The following is an 18,691-nucleotide window of genomic DNA, read 5'->3' on the forward strand; positions in this document are numbered from 1 at the left end:
GAAAATCCTGCACTAAGCTTACTAAGCGATTACACCGCTTCCCACCAATTCATCGTCCAGATACCACGCTGCAAACTGCCCCTCTGCAATGGCAGATTGTGGGTGTTCAAATTCAATATAAAATCCATCTTCAAACTGGTAAAGCGTCGCTTCTTCCAAAGGCTGTCGGTACCGGATTCTGGCCTGTACTTTCATGGATTCTCCATTTTGCAAACGCAGATCGTCACGAACCCAGTGAACTTCAGAGTTTTCGATTTTTAAAGCTTTGCGGAATAATCCCGGGAAATTTTTCCCTTCGCCCACAAAAATCGTGTTGGTTTCCATATCGCGGGAAATGATGAAACAGGATTCCACATGGCCGCCGATGCCCAGACCTTTGCTTTGCCCGATCGTGAAATAATGTGCACCCTGGTGTTTGCCAATCACTTTTCCGTCTGATTTTTCGTATTTTATTTTCTTGGAAAGAAACTGTAATTCCGCTAATTTTGATGAAAATGCGGGTGTTTCTTGATGAAAATCACCGAAATTTTTAAAAATTTCTACAATTTCACCTTGTTTTGGTTCCAGTTGCTGTTGTAGAAATATGGGTAAACTCACTTTTCCGATGAAGCACAATCCTTGTGAATCTTTCTTATCTGCCGTCACCAAACCCATTTCTCTGGCGATTTCCCGGACTTCAGGTTTCGTCAATCCACCGATCGGAAACAGCGATTTCGACAGCTGATCCTGACTCAATTGACACAGGAAATACGACTGATCCTTGTTGTTATCTGCTCCGGCTAAAAGATGAAAAATCTCCTTGCCGTTTTCATCAAAGGTAGAGTTCACCTGTGCGTAATGTCCCGTTGCAACTTTCTCAGCACCAAGCGATAAGGCTGTTTTCATGAACACATCAAACTTCACTTCTCGGTTACACAGAACATCGGGATTCGGCGTTCGGCCCATTTTGTATTCATCGAACATATAATCCACGATTTTCTCCTTATACAGTTCGCTCATATCGATGACCTGATAAGGAATCCCAAGTTTTTGCGCCACCATCAGAGCATCATTACTGTCCTCAATCCACGGACATTCATCTTCCAAAGTGACTGAAGCGTCATTCCAGTTCCGCATAAAAAGCGCCACCACTTCATGACCTTGTTTTTGCAACAGATAGGCTGCAACACTCGAATCTACACCTCCGGAAAGGCCAACTACAATTTTCATATTTTAAGGAAATAAATTTTTGATGATAGGCATCAAAAGTTTTGCAAATTTACGACAATAATTACACAATTTCTCAGGAGCTACAAGACTCGTAATCGTTCGGGAAGCCCGTCCCGCTGTCCGCTGTATCTTTATCTTTTCTAACGAAAAAGATAAAGGATGCCGCTTCCATCGGGGCTAAGAGAAAGTCTTTTCATTATTTTGAAATTTTCAAGGGATCAATTCTTCACCAACAAAGTAATTATAGAAATTTTCGATTGTAAAAAAAGACTTATTTTTGATTATTAATTCTTTAAAATTGTTCAATGAAAAAACTCCTTCTTCTTTCGCTGTTGTCCGTCGCCTTTTCCGTAAAGGCGCAAATAGGATCAACTAAAAATTTCGGTGAACACGATTCCAAATGGACTTTCGGCGGTTCGGCGGGATTAGGCGGAAGTTTTGGCAGCAATAATGGTGGAACATCTGTATATATTTCTCCCAGAATCGGGTATATGCTTACCGAAAGTTTAGAAACGGGTCTCGCTTCTAACTTTACCTGGACTAACGCGAAATATTATTCGTCCAGCACCGTCGGTGTCGGTCCTTTTGTGAATTACTACATTGGCAGAAATTTCTTTTTAAGCGGAATGTTTCAGGAATATTTTTTCAACCAGAAAAATAAACTGACAAATGTGAAATATTCGGGTGACGAAGCTGCCCTTTACCTTGGTGGCGGCTATATGCAGAAAATTGGCGACCGCGCCTATATGCAGATTGGCGGGATGTATAACGTTTTATACAAAGAAGACAAATCCGTTTTCGGAAGCGGATTTATTCCAAGTATCGGAGTTGTTTTCGGCTTGTAGTTATAAATAATCTGAGATACTCCGTAGATGCTTCATGGATGCTTCATGGATACTTCATGGATAGTTCATGAGGAGTTCATGACAAGGATTCTACCAAAAAAGAGATGAAATGTATATTTTGAAAAATTCACAGAAGATATTTTGAAAAATAAAATAACTATTTTTAAATGATACTTGAATGTTTTTACAACCTCTGAGCAGATTTTAAAAATGAAATAAATCTGCATAATCTGTTAAATCAGCGGGCGCATATTTAATATTTCTATCCGTATGTTCTCGTACAAATCACTAAAAACAAAACTTCCCGGAAAATCATTTCCCGGGAAGTTTTTATTACAATAAGTTTAATTTATTTCTTCAAAGTCTTAAAGCCCATTTCATAAAGTGCAAAACTCAAAATATCAGCGTTTTCGCCAATAACCTGTTCTGTACTTCTTCCTGCGCCGTGTCCCGCATTGGTTTCGATTCTCACCAAAACAGGATTACTGCACGATTGTTTTTCCTGCAATTCCGCACCGAATTTAAACGAGTGTGCCGGCACAACGCGGTCATCGTGATCGCTTGTGATAATCATGGTTGACGGGTAGCAAACTCCTTTTTTAACCTGATGAACCGGTGAATAAGATTTTAAATAATCGAACATTTCTTTGCTGTCTTCGGCAGTTCCGTAATCGTAACTCCAGCCCGCTCCAGCTGTAAATTTGTTATAACGCAACATGTCCAGTACACCAACACCAGGGAAAGCTACTTTCGCCAGATCAGGTCTCATGGTCATGGTGGCACCAACGAGAAGTCCACCGTTTGAACGGCCGGAAAGTGCCATGTGATCTTTGGAAGTATATCCGTTTTTCTGCAAATATTCGCCGGCTGCGATGAAATCTTCGAATACATTTTTCTTCTGCATTTTCGTTCCTGCATCGTGCCATTTTTTGCCGTACTCGCCGCCACCACGGATATTCGGAACCGCGTAAATTCCGCCGTTTTCCATCCAGATCGCATTCACTACCGAGAAGGAAGGTTGCAAACTGATGTTGAATCCGCCGTAAGAATAAAGAATGGTCGGATTTTTTCCGTCGCGTTTCAATCCTTTTTTATAATTGATCATCATCGGAATTTTCGTTCCGTCTTTTGAAGTATAAAATATTTGTTCTGAAATGTAATCTTCCGGGTTAAATTTCACCTTTGGTTTTTGATAAACTTCAGATTTTCCGCTATCCGCATTGAATTTGTAAATGGTTGGCGGCGTAATATAGTTGGTGAAAGAAAAATACAGATCTTTCTCTTTTTCTTTTCCGCTGAAACCTCCTGCTGTTCCGATTCCTGGTAAGTCGATGGTGCGGATTAATTTACCGTTGTAATCAAATTGCTTCACCGAAGTTACCGCATCCAGCATATATTTTGCGAAGATAAATCCTCCGCCTGTTGAAACGCTGAGCACGTTTTGGGTTTCAGGAATCACATCAGTCCAAACGGTCGGCTGATTGATGTTGAATTTCACCAAACGCATATTCGGTGCATTTTTATCGGTCAAGGCGTAAATGAAATCGCCTTTCGAATCGACCACATTGGTATTAAAATCATAGCCCTTCTGAACAGGAATAAAATCGGTTTTATTTTTTAAGTCTTTAATATACAGTTCATTGCCGTTTGTTGCTTCAGATGCTCTTAAAAATTCAAAGCGTTCATCATCAGAAACCCCAACGCTCATATAGCGCCTTTTGAAATTTTCGCCGCCGATAATTAATTGATCGGCACTTTGTTTCGTTCCTAATTGATGGAAATAAACTTTGTGCGTATCGGTTTTAGCAGAGAGTTCACTCCCTTTCGGTTTGTCGTAACTTGAATAAAAGAAACCTTCATCGCCCCGCCAGGAAGCTCCGGAAAATTTAACATCAATAATCGTTTCATCAATCTTTTCTTTAGTTAAAGCATTGATAATGATTATTTTATTCCAGTCACTTCCGCCTTCGGAAATAGAGTAGGCAACCAGATTTCCTTTTTTATTAAAGGAAACGCCTGCTAAAGAAGTGGTTCCTTTTTCCGAGAATTTATTAGGATCCAGAAAAACTTCGGTCTTGCCGTTTTTATCAGTCCGGTACAAAATGGATTGCGCTTGAAGTCCGTCATTTTTATAAAAATAAGTAAAATCTCCTTCTTTAAACGGTGCGCCGATTTTCTCATAATTCCAGATATCTTTCAGCTGTGCACGGATCTCTTCACGGAAAGGAATTTTTGCCAGATAATCATTTGTAAAAGCGACTTCTCTCTGAACCCAGTCTTTGGTATCTTCGGCGCGGTCATCTTCTAACCAGCGGTATGGATCCTGGACTTTGGTCCCGAAATATTCATCGGTATGTTCTACTTTTTTCGTTTCCGGATAGTTCAAATTTTTGGTCATTTTCTGCGGTGCGCAAGAGGCAATCATTAATCCAGCTGCACCAAGAGCCAATGTTTTTACATTCATATATTAAGAATTTTCTCAAAAATAAGATTTTTTACCGGAAGAAAAAAAACAGGAAACACGAAAAACCTATATCCGATGCTCATTTTGGCAATGAAAAGCCTGTTTTTTTATTACCTGTTTAATCTTTAATCCTTTTTGGTTTTTAATACACAAATGTATTTTTATAGACAGGAATCCCCAATAAATAGCTGCGAAATAAAAGGCTCGTTTAGTGATTGTTAAACTTTTTTAATATTCGTGCCCCCAACTTTAACAAACTTTAAAACAATTCATGATCTGAAAGGAATACAATTTGCTTAATTTTATACTCATAATTAAAGATATGCGAAAAGAAACAGGAATTATATTAGCGGGAAGTGTAGGCGTTCTTATTGGCCTTACCTTATTTGGTGTCAGAAAATTTTTATTAAAAAAAAGTAAAGAATATGATGAATATTATGCAGATTTTCATCGCCATTTTGAACGTAAAAACAAAGACGAAGCAAACGACGGTGTTGAGTTTTTAGCCGTACGGTAAGTTATTTAAAAGTGTAAAAAATTCTGTTTTCATTGAAAGCAGAATTTTTTTATGCCTGTTTTTGAAGTCCTTCCATAACATTTCTGATAAATAATTTCGTGCTTAGAATTATTTTGCCACTAATGCACGAATTGAATGAGAACATTTTATTAGGAATGAAAATCTGTATATTTGACTGAGTTTTTGTTATAATCCAGACAGAAAAATTCGTGCATTTGTGGCATGGATATGTGCCACTAATGCACGAATTCAATTAACTCAAAGAGAATACCTCTTTTTTATGAATGAATATCTACATATTTGACTGAATTTTTTTTTTTAATCCAGGAGAAAAAATTAGTGCATTTGTGGCATGGATAAGTGCCAGTAATGCACGAATTCAATTAACTCAAAGAGAATACCTCTTTTTTTATGAATGAACATCTACATATTTGACTGAATTTTTTTTAATCCAGGAGAAAAATTAGTGCATTTGTGGCATGGATAAGTGCCACTAATGCACGAATTCAATTAACTCAAAGAGAATACCTCTTTTTTTATGAATGAACATCTACATATTTGACTGAATTTTTTTTTAATCCAGGAGAAAAATTAGTGCATTTGTGGCATGGATAAGTGCCACTAATGCACGAATTCAATTAACTCAAAGAGAATACCTCTTTTTTTATGAATGAATATCTACATATTTGACTGAATTTTTTTTTTAATCCAGGAGAAAAAATTAGTGCATTTGTGGCTTTTGTCATGCATAAAGACTTTGTCGCGATAATTTGCCGTCCCTAATTCCGTTAAAAATAAACTTTTTAGTTACTTTTACTCAAATTTTTAATTCATGGTTTTAAGCAGAATTTGGAGCGCGTTTATTATTGTCGCCATCATTGTCGGAAGTATAAAATATTTTTTTTCCGATTCCTACAAAGCGATTTATAACGATATGGTCGTTGGTAAAAGTGGCGATACCGTGCAGATAGCCACTCATAATATCGATGAATTAAGTCCTGAAATTAAAAATGCCTTATTGCTGAAACCCGTTTTTGAACAAAATAGAATTCATTATAAAACGGATTCTGCAAAATCAAAAGTTGCCGTTTATCGTGTTCAGCAAACTGATGGCGTTATCGGAACTTCTGAAACTGCGGTGAAAATCTGTTTGGGTTTAATCGGGATTATGACGCTCTTCATGGGATTCATGAGTATTGCCGAAAAAGCTGGTGGAATCAATCTGCTGTCCCGAATGATTCAGCCTTTTTTCTCCAAATTATTTCCGGAAATTCCGAAAAACCATCCGTCTTTTGGGCACATGTTACTGAATTTTTCGGCCAACCTTTTGGGTTTAGATAATGCCGCAACACCTTTTGGCCTGAAGGCGATGGAAAGTTTACAAACCTTAAACCCCGACAAAGACAACGCAAGTAATTCCCAAATTATGTTTCTCTGTCTGCATGCCGGCGGATTAACTTTAATTCCGGTTTCTATTATTGCAATCCGTGCTTCGATGGGCTCTCATACGCCAACCGACATTTTTCTGCCTTGTATGATAGCGACATTTGCGGCAACTTTGGCAGCGATGATTGTGGTTTCTATTTATCAGAAAATCAATTTGTTACAGCCGATTGTCATTGCGTATGTTGGTGGAATTTCTGCAATTATCGGCTTATTGGTTGTTTATTTGGTGAGTTTAAGCAAAGAAGGACTCGATAATTTCAGCATGCTGTTGAGCAACGGAATTATTCTTCTCATTTTCTTCGCGATCGTTTTGGGTGCACTTTACAAAAAGATAGATGTTTTCGATGCTTTTATTGATGGCGCTAAAGAAGGATTCTGGACTTGTGTGAAAATCATTCCTTATCTGGTCGGAATGCTCATCGCAATTTCTTTGTTAAGAACTTCCGGCGTTTTCGATGTTTTAATTGATGGAATGAAATGGGTCGCACAAGTTGTCGGTTTTGACACAAGATTTGTGGATGGTTTGCCGACTGCTTTAATTAAACCGCTTTCAGGTTCGGGAGCGCGCGGAATGATGGTCGACACGATGCAGACTTTCGGCGCAGACAGTTTTCAGGGAAGATTAGCCGCGGTTTTACAGGGAAGTTCAGATACCACTTTTTATGTAATTGCCATTTATTTCGGTGCCGTAGGAATTAAAAACACTCGTTATACCGTTACAGCAATGCTTTTGGCAGATTTGGTGGGGATTATCACTTCGGTTATTTTGGCGTATATTTTCTTTGCATAATCGGGTGCAAGATTCAGGATGCAAGGTACAGGGAAAGAGGTTATATATTTAAAAATTTGAGATATGAGTTACCATAAACTTGACATTTATAACCTTTCTTTTGAGTTGTTTATCGAAACCCATCGACTCTCTTTTCAACTGCCAAAATATGAATTATATGAACTCGGAAGTCAGTTAAGACGTTCATCAGATTCTGTTAATTCTAATATTGTCGAAGGTTATGGAAGACGAATGTATAAAGCCGACTACATTAGATTTCTTGTATTTTCGCATAGCAGTTGTGATGAAACCACCAATCATATATTAAAGATTATTCGTCTATATCCTGATATTACAGAATTTAATGAGATACTTGAAAAATATAAACTTTTAGGAGGAAAACTCCATAATTATATAGAATACGTCAAAAATAATTGGCGCGCATAACCCTGAACCATGCAACCTGAAACTTGCACCAAAATAAATAAATATGATCCACGACAAAGACTACATCATCAGAATAGTAAAACAGTTTTCAGAATTCCTTTCTAAAATGATTTTGGGAGGAAGCAACGGCGACCTTTTAGAACTTCAAAGGATTTTTGATACCAATATGAACGATACGTTTAAAATGGATTTTGAAACATTGGCTTCAAAATCTGCTGACGAAATTGTTCAGTTAATCAATGACAAAGACAAAAGCCATCATATTCCATATTTTGAATTGTTGGGAAACCTATTCTACTTTAAAAATAAAGAAAATCCGAATCCCGATTTTGCGGCAAAAGCCATCGTTTTCTACGAAAAATATTTACAGACCAGCGGTGTTTTTTCGATGCCGGTTGTAAGTAGAATCGGGGAGTTGAAAAAAGGATAAAACGGAATGGAAGAATTATATGAGCTTCTTGCTGAAAAAAAGAAAACCTTACAGAAATTCCAGAAAAAGCTGACCGTTTTAGGCTGGATCAGAGTGGCAGTATTTCTTTCTATTGCTTATTTTTTATTAAAATATTTCATTTTTGAAAGTGGTTTGCAAAGTCATTTGTATTTGGGGATTTTCTTCACGGTTTTATTTTTCATTTTGGGATATTTCCTTTTAAAGGTAAAACAGCAACTGCAATTTTATAAAGATTATCTTCATATTGGAAATCAGATCATCACCAAAACAGAATTCGATACAGGTCTTGCTTTTGAGGAAAATATTGACAATCATCCTTATGCCAAAGATCTGGATATTCTGGGCAAAAACTCGCTCTTCAGTTCTATTAACTACTGCCAAACGGTTTTAGGTAAAAATAAACTCAAAGATTTTCTTTTAAATTTAAGTTTAGAAAAAGCAAAAATAGTCGCTAAGCAAAAATCAATCACCGAACTTTCTCAAAAGACTGAATGGTACATTCATTTTCTCACTTTAGCGAAATCGCTGGATATCAATGGTGAAATCAATCATCCTGAACCTAAAGAACCTGTTTTTAAAAATGCCGTTTTAGCAAAAATTGCGGTCGTTGTAATTCCTGTTTTAACTTTCGGTGTTTTGCTTTCTTTGGCTTTCATCAGTATTCCCTCTTTATATCTGACTTTAATTTTCGCGGGTATTTTTGCCTGTTCCCGAGTTATTTTAATGTTTTATGGTAAAAAAATCGAATCCATTTCCGGGACTTTATCTTTTAATTCTGAACAGTATGAGCAGTTTTTAGCGGTATTTTCTCACATCGAAAAAGAACAGTTCAAAGAAGAACTGAATCAAAAGCTGCAGAAGAAATTTGTTTCGGGGAAAAGCAAATCGTCGCGCAAAGAAATCGAAAAACTGGCGCGTCTCCTTAGAAATTACGAAAACGGACAAAGTAATATCGGCGTCATTCTGAATAATTTCTTCCTTTGGAAACTGAACTTTGCCCTGAAAATTGAAAATCAGATTAAAAATATTGAACAGGATTTACCGCAATGGTTTGATGCTTTTTCAGAGTTTGAAGCGTTGATTTCTTTGGGAATTTTCAAATTTAAAAATCCGGAATATCAATATCCGAAAATTTCTGATTCCGGCGAAAAGTTGAGCGCAGAAAAAATAATTCATCCTCTTTTATATCAGCCAGAAGTGGTTTCCAATGATTTTCAGATCTCTCAAAATACAGAAATCTCAATCATTACCGGTGCAAATATGACGGGAAAATCTACGTTTCTGCGAACGGTGGGAATTAATTTAGTGCTGGCAATGAACGGTTGTCCCGTTGCTGCAAGAGAATTTCGATTTATTCCGATGAAACTTTTTACGTCGATGCGAACGAGTGACTCTTTAAACGATGGAACTTCTTATTTTAATGCAGAGATTCTTCGTCTCCGAAGTCTGGTCGAAAATTTAGAGAAAGGAATCCCGCAGTTCATTATTTTAGATGAGATTTTAAAAGGCACCAATTCCCAGGATAAACTCACTGGTTCCGAATTATTCTTGGAAAAATTAATGAAAAGCAAAACCCTTTTTTCCTGCCTCATTGCCACCCACGATTTGGAACTCACCAAAATCGAACAGAAATTTCCTGCTGAGATTAAAAACTATTGTTTTGAATTAGAGCAAAAAAATGGGGAATTGGAAACCGATTATAAACTTCGAAACGGCGTTACCAAAAGCATGAATGCGATTTATCTGATGAAGAAATTCGGGATTATTGAGTAACGTTATTTAAATTTTAACTTATAAGTTGTGACTTATATATTTAAAATAAAAGTAACCGGAAGTTTTAAGATTTTAATGCTGAGTTTAATTTAAATAAGTGCTAAAGTAATTTGTAACAAATCACCAAAAATTCCGTCTTATTCTCTAAAATGATCAATGAAGAAATCTGCTGTTTTTTTTCTGAGTTTGCTGTCCGCTTTTGTGTTTTCTCAAAAAGTATGGACGTTGCAGGAATGTGTGAATTACGCTGTAGAAAACAATTTACAAGTTATTCAGAACACTTATAACAAGAAACTTCAGGATAATTCTTTACAAATTGCCAAACGGCAATATTTGCCGGGAGTTTCCGGAACCATCAACAATAATGTCAGTTTCGGACAGGGTATTGATGTTTTTGGAACCACCAACCGGAATGATAATTTTAGCAATAGAGCGAGCGTTGGCGCCGATATTTTGATTTATAATAATGGCAGATTAGAAAAGAATATCAGAAAAACTGAGTTTGATGTTGAGGCCAGCAAATTTGATATCGAAAAGATCAAAAATGATATTTCACTTCAAATTGCACAGCAATATCTTTCCATCTTACTGAACCGGGAAATTACCAAAATTTCGGAAAGTGCTCTGGATAATGCAGACAAACTCTACAAAAGAGCAAAGATCACTACGGAAGTCGGCACCACGCCACAAACGATTTTGGCAGAAGCGGAAGCGGCTCTGGCCCGGGAAAAACAAAATGTAAAAACCGCACAGATCAACACGGAGCGGAGTTTGTTTGCGTTAGCGATGCTTTTGCAACTTCCTGATTATAAAAATTTCGATATTCAGAATGTCAATATTCAAAGTGAGATCGAGGCTCCATTATTTTCCGCTGACCAAATTATTGAAAAGGCATTTGAAAATCAGCCTCAAATAAAATCCGCAGAAGTAAGAATAAAATCCGCAGAAGCACAAACCGAAATTACAGAAACTGCTTTTTGGCCGACGGTAACCGCAAGCGCAGGAATTGGAACTTCCTATTTTAATTCTCTTGTGACCAATTATGCCGGGCGTGATATCAACGGAAACCCGATTAAAGAAAGTGGTTTTTTCAAACAGTACAAAGATAATTTCGGACAACAGCTCGGCCTTTCTGCCAACATTCCTATTTTCAATAAAGGGATTACCCGATTAAATGTTGAGCAATCGAAAATTAATGAAGATATTGCAAAAAATGCTTTGCTTCAACAAAAGCAGCAGGTTTTACAGAATGTGCAGCAAGCCCAGTTTGACGCAGAAAGTAATTACCAGGCCTATCTCGCAGCTTCACAAGCCGTGAAAAGCGCGAAGCTTGCACTGGATTTTGCAGAGAAAAGCTATAACGCCGGAAAAACGACGATTTACGACTTAAACATTGCCCGGAATAATTACGCAAATGCCCAGGGAAGTGTCGAGCAATCGAAGTTTAATTATCTGTTTAGTTTAAAACTGTTGAACTTCTATGCCGGAATTCCTTTATCTTTATAGAAATTTTTGGAGAAATTCTTAATCCTTTAAAAAAGTGGGAAAAAAGAATTTCTTACTTTTAAACGGAAGATAAAAAATGTCGATTTCGCTTTTAGAAAAATATTTACCGGACCAATGTTTACCGCATCTCAAGAAATGGTTTGGCGGTTATCCCATCCATATCAAAATCACCAGAGGTAGAAATTCCAAACTGGGCGATTATCGCAAAATGCCGGACAAATCGCATCAGATCACCATCAATTCAACCTTACAGCCGCAGCTTTTTTTCTTTGTTCTGACTCATGAGCTGGCGCACTTATTAGCATTCGAAAATTTCGGTCACCGGATTTCACCACACGGAGCGGAGTGGAAACATACCTTCAGAACAATGCTTTTAGAAAGTATTTCGGTGTATGCTGAAGATTTAAAACCCATTATTTTTAAATTTTTAAAGTCTCCCAAAGCCAATTTTATGTCGAGTCCGGATCTGGTAAGATACTTCCACATCGAGGATTATGAAGATGAAACTTCGTATATTGAAGATCTGGATGTAAAAGACCGGTTCATTTACAGAAAGCAGATTTATATCATTGAAGAAAAACGTAAAAAAAACTATCTTTGTACACAGCTCGATACCGATAAAAAATATATTTTTAAACCTTTGGCACGAGTAGAAAAAATAAGTTAAATATGTCTATGTCAAATAATTACTGTGTGATAATGGCAGGAGGAATCGGAAGTCGGTTCTGGCCAATGAGCACTCAAAAATACCCAAAACAGTTTCAGGATATTTTAGGAACAGGCCGAACGATGATTCAGCAAACCTACGATAGAATTAAAAAAATTGTACCAGTTGAAAACATCTATGTTATCACCAATAAGGAATATATCTCGCTCACGGCCGAACAATTGCCCGAAATTAATCCGGAAAATATTGTAGGTGAACCGATGATGAAAAATACGGCAGCCTGTAATATTTATATGGCCAAAAAGATCGCCGATAAAGACGCAGATGCCAATATCATTGTGCTTCCCGCAGATCATTTAATTTTAAAGGAAGAGACTTTTCTGCAAAAAGTAGAACTCGCTTTTAGTTTGGCAGAGGAAAATGATTATCTGATCACTTTGGGAATTAACCCAACACGTCCTGATACCGGTTACGGCTACATTCAGTTCGTTGAAAACAACAATTCTGACTATTTTAAAGTTAAAACCTTTACCGAAAAACCCGATTTGGAAATTGCCAAAACCTTTCTGGAAAGCGGTGACTTCCTGTGGAATGCCGGGATTTTTGTCTGGAATGTAAAATCGATTCTTTCTGCGTTTGACCGTTATTTGCCGGAAATGACCCAGAATTTTGAAAGCTGCGAGTACAATTCGAAAGATGAAGAGCGGTGTATTGACTTGATTTATCCTAAAGTAAATAAAGTTTCGATTGACAACGGGATTTTGGAAAAAGCAAAAAACGTGTACGTTATTCCTGCAGATCTGGGTTGGAGCGATTTAGGAACCTGGACTTCAATTTATGAAAATGCCGAAAAAGGGGAGCATGAAAACTCGGTCAATACGAAACATGTGGTCACCTACAACTCAAAAGGGAATTTAATTAAGTTGAAAAATGTGAATAAAGCCGTTGTGATCGATGGATTAGAAAATTTCATTGTGGTGGATACCGAAAAAGCACTTTTAATTTGCCCGAGAGAAAATGACCAGCTCATCAAAGATTATGTGCATGACCTGAAAACATTGAAAAAAGGTGAGAAATTTATGTAAAAAAAGGTCATAAAAAAAAATTCCTTTCATTGAGTTGAAAGGAATTTTTTTTATACCAAATCGATAATCCTTTGAATATTAATTTCTTCTAAACAGGCCCAGTCGCCGCGATAACATTCTTTATCACCAAAAACAGAGCAAGGTCGGCAGGTTAAATCCTTGACCTGAACGATGTCGTTTTCACTTTGTCCGTAGCCTAAAAATCCGGCGTAAGGATGGGTAGATCCCCAAACGGAAATGCATCGGGTTCCCACCAGACTTGCCAAATGCATATTGGCAGAATCCATCGAAATCATTACTTCCAGTTCTGCGATTTTTTGTAATTCTTCTTTTAAATTCAGTTTTCCTGCTAAATTTTCGGTATTGGGGATTTGCCGTTGCCAGTCGCCGAGAACGGTGATTTCATTTTTGCCGCCGCCAAAAAAATAGACTTTATGGTTTTGTGCCAGGATTTTAACGACCTCAAAGGTTTTTTCTAAAGGAAGCATTTTTCCTTTGTGCTGCGCGAAAGGTGCAATTCCGATTCCTTTTTTGGTGATGTTTTTCTGTGGATATTGATGAGAAAGTTCGAGGTTGAAATTCATCGCACGGAAGACATCTGCGTACCGTTCGCTGGTCGGTTTTAGCTTTTTTTTATCCAGATTCCAGACATCTGTAAGGGCTTCCTTTTCCTCTTTTCCTTTGTTGATTTTAAAGACTTTGAACCCATTTTTAATAAAAAATAAATCGAGGGTCTTTGTTCGGATCACATCGTGTAAATCAGCAATATAATCGGGTCTGTATTCTTTTAATAAAGTTCTGCCTAATTTTCGCAGCCCCCAGAAACCTTTGTAATCGTCGACATCAATTCCCCTGAAAATAAGATTAGGAATGCCTTCAAATAAATCTTTGAAGTTATCCCGGGAAACCATGACCACCTGTACATCGGGATTCTGCTGAAGAAACTCGGTGAAAACGGGAACGGTCATCGCGACGTCTCCGAAAGCGGAAAAACGATATGCTAATATTCTGATCAAGACTTTAATTGAAAGGCGACTGCGTAAAACTTAATTTGCTTGGTCATTGCCATCAAACCATTGGCTCGTGACGGCGAAAGGAACTCCTGCAATCCGATTTCTTCAATGAATTTAAAATCAGAATCTAAAATTTCCTGGGTTGTATGACCGCTGTAAATAGAGACTAAAAGTGAGATGATTCCTTTGGGTAAAATCCCGTCAGAATCAGCATTGAAGTATAGTTTTCCCTCTTTGAATTCTGCATCAATCCATACTTTTGACTGGCAGCCTTTAATTAAATTGTCATCGGTTTTCCGGTCTTCAGGTAATCCTTTCAGTTCTTTCCCAAGATCGATAATGTATTCGTATTTCTGTTCCCAATCTTCCATAAATGCGAATGCATCTACGGTTTCCTGCTGTTTTTCTTTGATGGTCATTGCTCAGTTCAATTTGTGCAAAGATAAGAAATTCGGTGTTAGAAATTTTCTTCAACAACCTGTTTGAATAAGGCGAGGATTTTGGGTTCTTCCTTTTCCCAGCACAGCTCCTGTGAAGCTCTTTCCAATTCAGGCTGATAGAATTCGCGTCCTTTTGCAATAACTGTTTTTATTTTTTCTGCAAGATTAAGCGGATCGTGATTTTCAACAATTTCTCCCACTTTAAACTGGTTGTAAACCCGCATCATTTCAGGGAAATTGATTAAAACCAAGGGAACCCTTGCCTGAATACAGTCTGAAACCTTATTAGGTAAGGAATAAAGATAGCTGACACCACCGTTTTCTTCAATGCTTAAAGCGACATCCGCCGTTTTCGTTAGTTTTCTAAGTTCTGTTGGAATTAACTTTCCTAAAAACACAACTTTGTTTTCCAATCCTTCTTTTTTTACAAGCGCCTCGTATTCCGTTCTTTTGGGGCCGTCGCCGGCAATTTTAAAAATAACATTGTCTAAATGTCTGGTGGCTAAAATGGCTTGAGAAATTCCCCTCGACTGGTTAATAATTCCTTGATAGAGCAGGATTTTTGGATTATTTTTCGGTATATCAATTGGCTCTGAAATTCGCCTTGGGATATTTCTTACAACCACAGGATTTACGCCATATTGATCAGCGAACCATTCTGCGTAGCTGTAACTTTCCGTCATCATATATTTGATGTTGGGCACCAGTTTTTGTTCTAAAAATCTCCATATTTTTTGCGAAATTTTACCTTGGATGGCAGGCATTTCAGTAAAGATTTCATGACTGTCAAATAGAAGTGGGATATTTAATTTTTTAGAAATGAGTGTATTGGGCAACAGCGCATCCAAATCATTCGCAAGGAGGATGGTGTTTTTATCGGCATTCTTTTTAAGTTCTTTATAAAGTTTCCAGTTGAATTCTGCGTAGGCAGTTTTTAACGAAGATGAAAAATGTTTTATCCGAAGGAATTTATAAGGACGGTGCATTGCTCCCGCGCCTCCCCAATCATTTCCTATTAAAAGTACTTCATATCCATTTTTATGCAAAGTTTCGCACACCTTTTCAATTCTTTGGTCGGTATACAAACTGCTAAATGCTGAAACAATAACTTTCATAATGCGTATTTACGATTTTTTCACCAGATGATAAACCTGAATACCGCAAAGCACAGCGTTGGGAATAATAATCGGCCAAAGATAATTGCTGTAAATACCATATAACACAAACAGGACACAACCGATAAGATTGATAATTCTGATTTTCTTGATGTCCTTCAGCGCAAAACTCAAAACGATGAAAAAAGATGCAGCGTAACCGATGTAGTTGGTAATTTCGGGAGTCATAGTATTCTTTTTTGAGAGACAAACGTAATGATTTTCACTGAAATAAGAAAATCATTTCTGCCATTTAGTCTTGAATTGATTTTGGTAAAGAATTTGTAACTTACATAGAGAATTTAAAGATTTTTATCTATCTTCAATTAACAGACGAGAAACAATAATATGGATAGTCAATTTTCAAACGGTTTGAATCAAGTTTTCAAACACAGTAAAGACGAAGCAAGACGCTTGCACAGCGAGTTTCTTAATACAGAGCATTTCATCTTAGGAATGATTAAAACAGACAACTCTGCCAAGGAGATCATGCATAATTTGGGAGCCGATTTAACCCAAATCAAAAGAAAAATCGAAACCATGGCCGTGGCCAGTTTAAACCCATTTTCTGCAGAAAGTGAAAAGATATCTTTTACCAAAATGGCTGACCAAGCCGTGAAAAGGTCGGAATTGGAATGCAGACAGTACCAAAGTTCAGAAGTGAATACCGTTCATTTGTTACTCGGTATTCTTTATAAATCAGAGGATCCTACGACCAGTATTTTAAGTTCGTACGATATCGATTATGAAAGAGTAACCAAGGAATATCAGACGATGTTGAAAAACTCAGGACAAAGTCCTAAAATGAGTGCATACGATGATGACGAAGAACGGGAGGAATTCGGACAAATGAGAAGACCTACCGGCAATATTGGCACCGGTAAAAGCAAAACACCCACTTTGGACAACTTCGGAAGAGATCTTACCACGCTTGCCCGGGAAGGAAAACTGGATCCGGTAATCGGTCGTGAAAAAGAAATCGAAAGGGTTTCACAGATTTTATCCAGAAGGAAAAAGAATAACCCTCTTTTAATCGGGGAGCCTGGTGTTGGTAAATCGGCAATAGCAGAAGGTTTAGCTTTACGGATTCAACAGAAAAAAGTTTCCCGGGTTCTTTATGGAAAACGCGTGATTACTTTAGATCTGGCAAGTTTAGTGGCTGGAACAAAATACCGTGGTCAGTTCGAAGAGAGAATGAAAGCCATCATGACCGAACTGGAAAAAAACCGCGATGTCATTTTGTTCATCGATGAATTGCACACGATTGTTGGAGCAGGAAGTTCAACCGGAAGTTTAGATGCTTCCAATATGTTTAAACCTGCGCTCGCAAGGGGCGAAATTCAATGTATTGGTGCCACGACTCTTGACGAATACCGACAGTATATCGAGAAAGACGGTGCTTTAGAAAGACGTTTTCAAAAGGTAATGGTAGAGCCAACTACCGTGGAGGAAACCGTACAGATTTTAAATCAAATTAAAGACAAATACGAAGACCACCACAATGTGACTTATACCGATGAGGCGATTCTGGCTTGTGTGAATTTAACCGCACGGTATATTACCGACCGGTTTTTGCCGGATAAAGCGATCGATGCAATGGATGAAGCAGGTTCCAGAGTGTATATTAAAAATATGAAAGTTCCTACCGAAATCATCGAACACGAAAAAAGCATCGAAGAAATTAAGGAACTGAAACAGGCAGCAGTTAAAAAGCAGGATTACCTTGAAGCACGAAAACTAAAAGATGAAGAAGAGCGCTTGCAGATGGAACTAAATGCAGCGCAGGAACAGTGGGATAAAGATGTCAAAGAGAAAAAAGAAATCGTAGACGAGGAAAGTGTCGCGGAAGTGGTTTCTATGATGAGTGGAATTCCGGTAACCAAAGTCGGTAAAAACGAACTCGATAAACTGGCACAGATGGAAACGATACTTAGCGGAAAAGTAATTGGACAGGCGGATGCGGTGAAAAAAGTGGTGAAAGCCATCCAAAGAAACAGAGCCGGTCTGAAAGATCCAAACCGTCCGATCGGAACTTTCATTTTTCTGGGAACAACCGGTGTTGGTAAAACAGAACTTGCAAAAGTAATGGCTCGTGAACTCTTTGACTCTGATGAAGCTTTAATCAGAATCGACATGAGTGAATACATGGAAAAATTCGCGGTTTCCCGCTTGGTCGGTGCGCCTCCGGGATATGTGGGTTATGAAGAAGGCGGCCAGCTGACCGAAGCGGTTCGCAGAAAACCTTATGCGGTGGTGCTTTTAGATGAAATTGAAAAAGCCCATCCCGATGTATTCAATATCTTGCTGCAGATTTTAGATGAAGGTTTTGTAACCGATTCTTTAGGCAGAAAAATAGACTTTAGAAATACAATCATCATTTTAACCTCTAATATTGGAACCAGAGATTTAAAAGATTTCGGCGACGGAGTCGGTTTTGGCACCAATGCGAAGAAATCAAATACCGATGCAAGAGCCAGAAGTACCATTGAAAATGCCCTGAAGAAAGCTTTTGCTCCTGAATTCTTAAATAGAATTGACGACATCGTGATCTTTAATAACCTAGAAAAAGAAGATATTTCTAAAATTATCGATCTGGAATTGGCTAAACTCTACAGCCGTCTCGAAAAATTAAACTACAAAGTTGAACTGACAGACGATGCTAAAGAATTTATCGCTGAAAAAGGTTGGGACAAAGACTTTGGAGCCAGACCTCTGAAACGTGCCATCCAGAAATATATCGAAGATCTTTTGGCAGAAATGTTGGTGAACAAACTGCTGACCGAAGGCGGAACGGTAGTCTTGAAACTGAATGAAGCCAAAGACGGTTTAGAAGGTGAGCCTGTTAAAACTAAAGCAACGGCAAAATAACTTTTCAATTAACCTATAAAAAAAACCGTCCTGTCAG

General features: G+C 37.8%; 16 protein-coding genes. 10 read left to right on the top strand and 6 right to left on the bottom strand.

The annotated features are described in order from the left end of the window. Positions 1-21: 21 nt before the first annotated feature. Positions 22-1,209: a tRNA 2-thiouridine(34) synthase MnmA gene (mnmA, locus tag NBC122_RS04685; protein WP_133439265.1), complete on the bottom strand. Its 1,188-nt coding sequence runs from the start codon at positions 1,207-1,209 to the stop codon at positions 22-24. Between the two features lie 305 nt (positions 1,210-1,514). Here mnmA and NBC122_RS04690 point away from each other — a divergent pair, with 305 nt between their 5' ends. Beyond that, the gene (locus NBC122_RS04690; RefSeq protein WP_133439266.1) at positions 1,515-2,054 is read left to right on the top strand and encodes a hypothetical protein; all 540 of its coding nucleotides are present in this window, start codon (positions 1,515-1,517) and stop codon (positions 2,052-2,054) included. 349 nt (positions 2,055-2,403) lie between these two features. On the opposite strand, the gene NBC122_RS04695 is transcribed toward NBC122_RS04690, so the two are convergent. Then, the gene (locus NBC122_RS04695; RefSeq protein WP_133439267.1) at positions 2,404-4,518 is read right to left on the bottom strand and encodes a prolyl oligopeptidase family serine peptidase; all 2,115 of its coding nucleotides are present in this window, start codon (positions 4,516-4,518) and stop codon (positions 2,404-2,406) included. A gap of 322 nt (positions 4,519-4,840) precedes the next feature. Here NBC122_RS04695 and NBC122_RS04700 point away from each other — a divergent pair, with 322 nt between their 5' ends. The 8 genes from NBC122_RS04700 (at position 4,841) to NBC122_RS04735 (ending at position 13,179) form a co-directional block, all read left to right on the top strand. After that, positions 4,841-5,035: a hypothetical protein gene (locus NBC122_RS04700; RefSeq protein ID WP_133439268.1), complete on the top strand. Its 195-nt coding sequence runs from the start codon at positions 4,841-4,843 to the stop codon at positions 5,033-5,035. Positions 5,036-5,867: 832 nt separating this feature from the next. After that, positions 5,868-7,271 (top strand): nucleoside recognition domain-containing protein, encoded by a 1,404-nt coding sequence (locus NBC122_RS04705; RefSeq protein WP_133439269.1) that lies wholly within the window; start codon positions 5,868-5,870, stop codon positions 7,269-7,271. Positions 7,272-7,334: 63 nt separating this feature from the next. Continuing rightward, positions 7,335-7,697 carry a four helix bundle protein gene (locus NBC122_RS04710; protein WP_133439270.1) on the top strand — a complete coding sequence of 121 codons (363 nt, stop codon included), beginning with the start codon at positions 7,335-7,337 and terminating at the stop codon, positions 7,695-7,697. Between the two features lie 43 nt (positions 7,698-7,740). Continuing rightward, complete coding sequence (locus NBC122_RS04715; protein WP_133439271.1) at positions 7,741-8,127, top strand: hypothetical protein; 387 nt, start codon at positions 7,741-7,743, stop codon at positions 8,125-8,127. A gap of 6 nt (positions 8,128-8,133) precedes the next feature. Beyond that, a complete protein-coding gene (locus NBC122_RS04720; RefSeq protein WP_133439272.1) occupies positions 8,134-9,921 on the top strand; it encodes a MutS-related protein in 1,788 nt (595 codons plus the stop codon). A 156-nt stretch (positions 9,922-10,077) separates the two neighbouring features. After that, on the top strand, positions 10,078-11,427 hold the full coding sequence (locus tag NBC122_RS04725) for a TolC family protein (RefSeq protein ID WP_133439273.1): 1,350 nt from the start codon (positions 10,078-10,080) through the stop codon (positions 11,425-11,427). Positions 11,428-11,503: 76 nt separating this feature from the next. After that, entirely contained in the window at positions 11,504-12,094 is a 591-nt protein-coding gene (locus NBC122_RS04730) for a SprT-like domain-containing protein (RefSeq protein WP_133439274.1), read from the top strand. Positions 12,095-12,096: 2 nt separating this feature from the next. Then, entirely contained in the window at positions 12,097-13,179 is a 1,083-nt protein-coding gene (locus NBC122_RS04735; RefSeq protein WP_246012451.1) for a mannose-1-phosphate guanylyltransferase, read from the top strand. A gap of 50 nt (positions 13,180-13,229) precedes the next feature. Here NBC122_RS04735 and NBC122_RS04740 read toward each other — a convergent pair whose 3' ends face one another. The 4 genes from NBC122_RS04740 to NBC122_RS04755 are packed head-to-tail and all read right to left on the bottom strand — an operon-like array spanning position 13,230 to position 15,975. Further along, positions 13,230-14,192 carry a glycosyltransferase family 9 protein gene (locus NBC122_RS04740; RefSeq protein ID WP_133441061.1) on the bottom strand — a complete coding sequence of 321 codons (963 nt, stop codon included), beginning with the start codon at positions 14,190-14,192 and terminating at the stop codon, positions 13,230-13,232. Then, a complete protein-coding gene (locus NBC122_RS04745; RefSeq protein WP_133439275.1) occupies positions 14,192-14,611 on the bottom strand; it encodes a SufE family protein in 420 nt (139 codons plus the stop codon). The genes NBC122_RS04740 and NBC122_RS04745 overlap by 1 nt, the downstream gene beginning before the upstream one ends. 38 nt (positions 14,612-14,649) lie before the next feature. After that, positions 14,650-15,747 carry a glycosyltransferase gene (locus NBC122_RS04750; protein ID WP_133439276.1) on the bottom strand — a complete coding sequence of 366 codons (1,098 nt, stop codon included), beginning with the start codon at positions 15,745-15,747 and terminating at the stop codon, positions 14,650-14,652. Between the two features lie 9 nt (positions 15,748-15,756). Further along, entirely contained in the window at positions 15,757-15,975 is a 219-nt protein-coding gene (locus tag NBC122_RS04755) for a uroporphyrinogen decarboxylase (protein ID WP_133439277.1), read from the bottom strand. Positions 15,976-16,134: 159 nt separating this feature from the next. Here NBC122_RS04755 and NBC122_RS04760 point away from each other — a divergent pair, with 159 nt between their 5' ends. After that, positions 16,135-18,654: an ATP-dependent Clp protease ATP-binding subunit gene (locus tag NBC122_RS04760; RefSeq protein ID WP_133439278.1), complete on the top strand. Its 2,520-nt coding sequence runs from the start codon at positions 16,135-16,137 to the stop codon at positions 18,652-18,654. The last annotated feature ends 37 nt before the right edge of the window (positions 18,655-18,691 follow it).

It is taken from the genome of Chryseobacterium salivictor, assembly GCF_004359195.1.
GTDB classification, from domain to species: Bacteria; Bacteroidota; Bacteroidia; order Flavobacteriales; family Weeksellaceae; genus Kaistella; species Kaistella salivictor.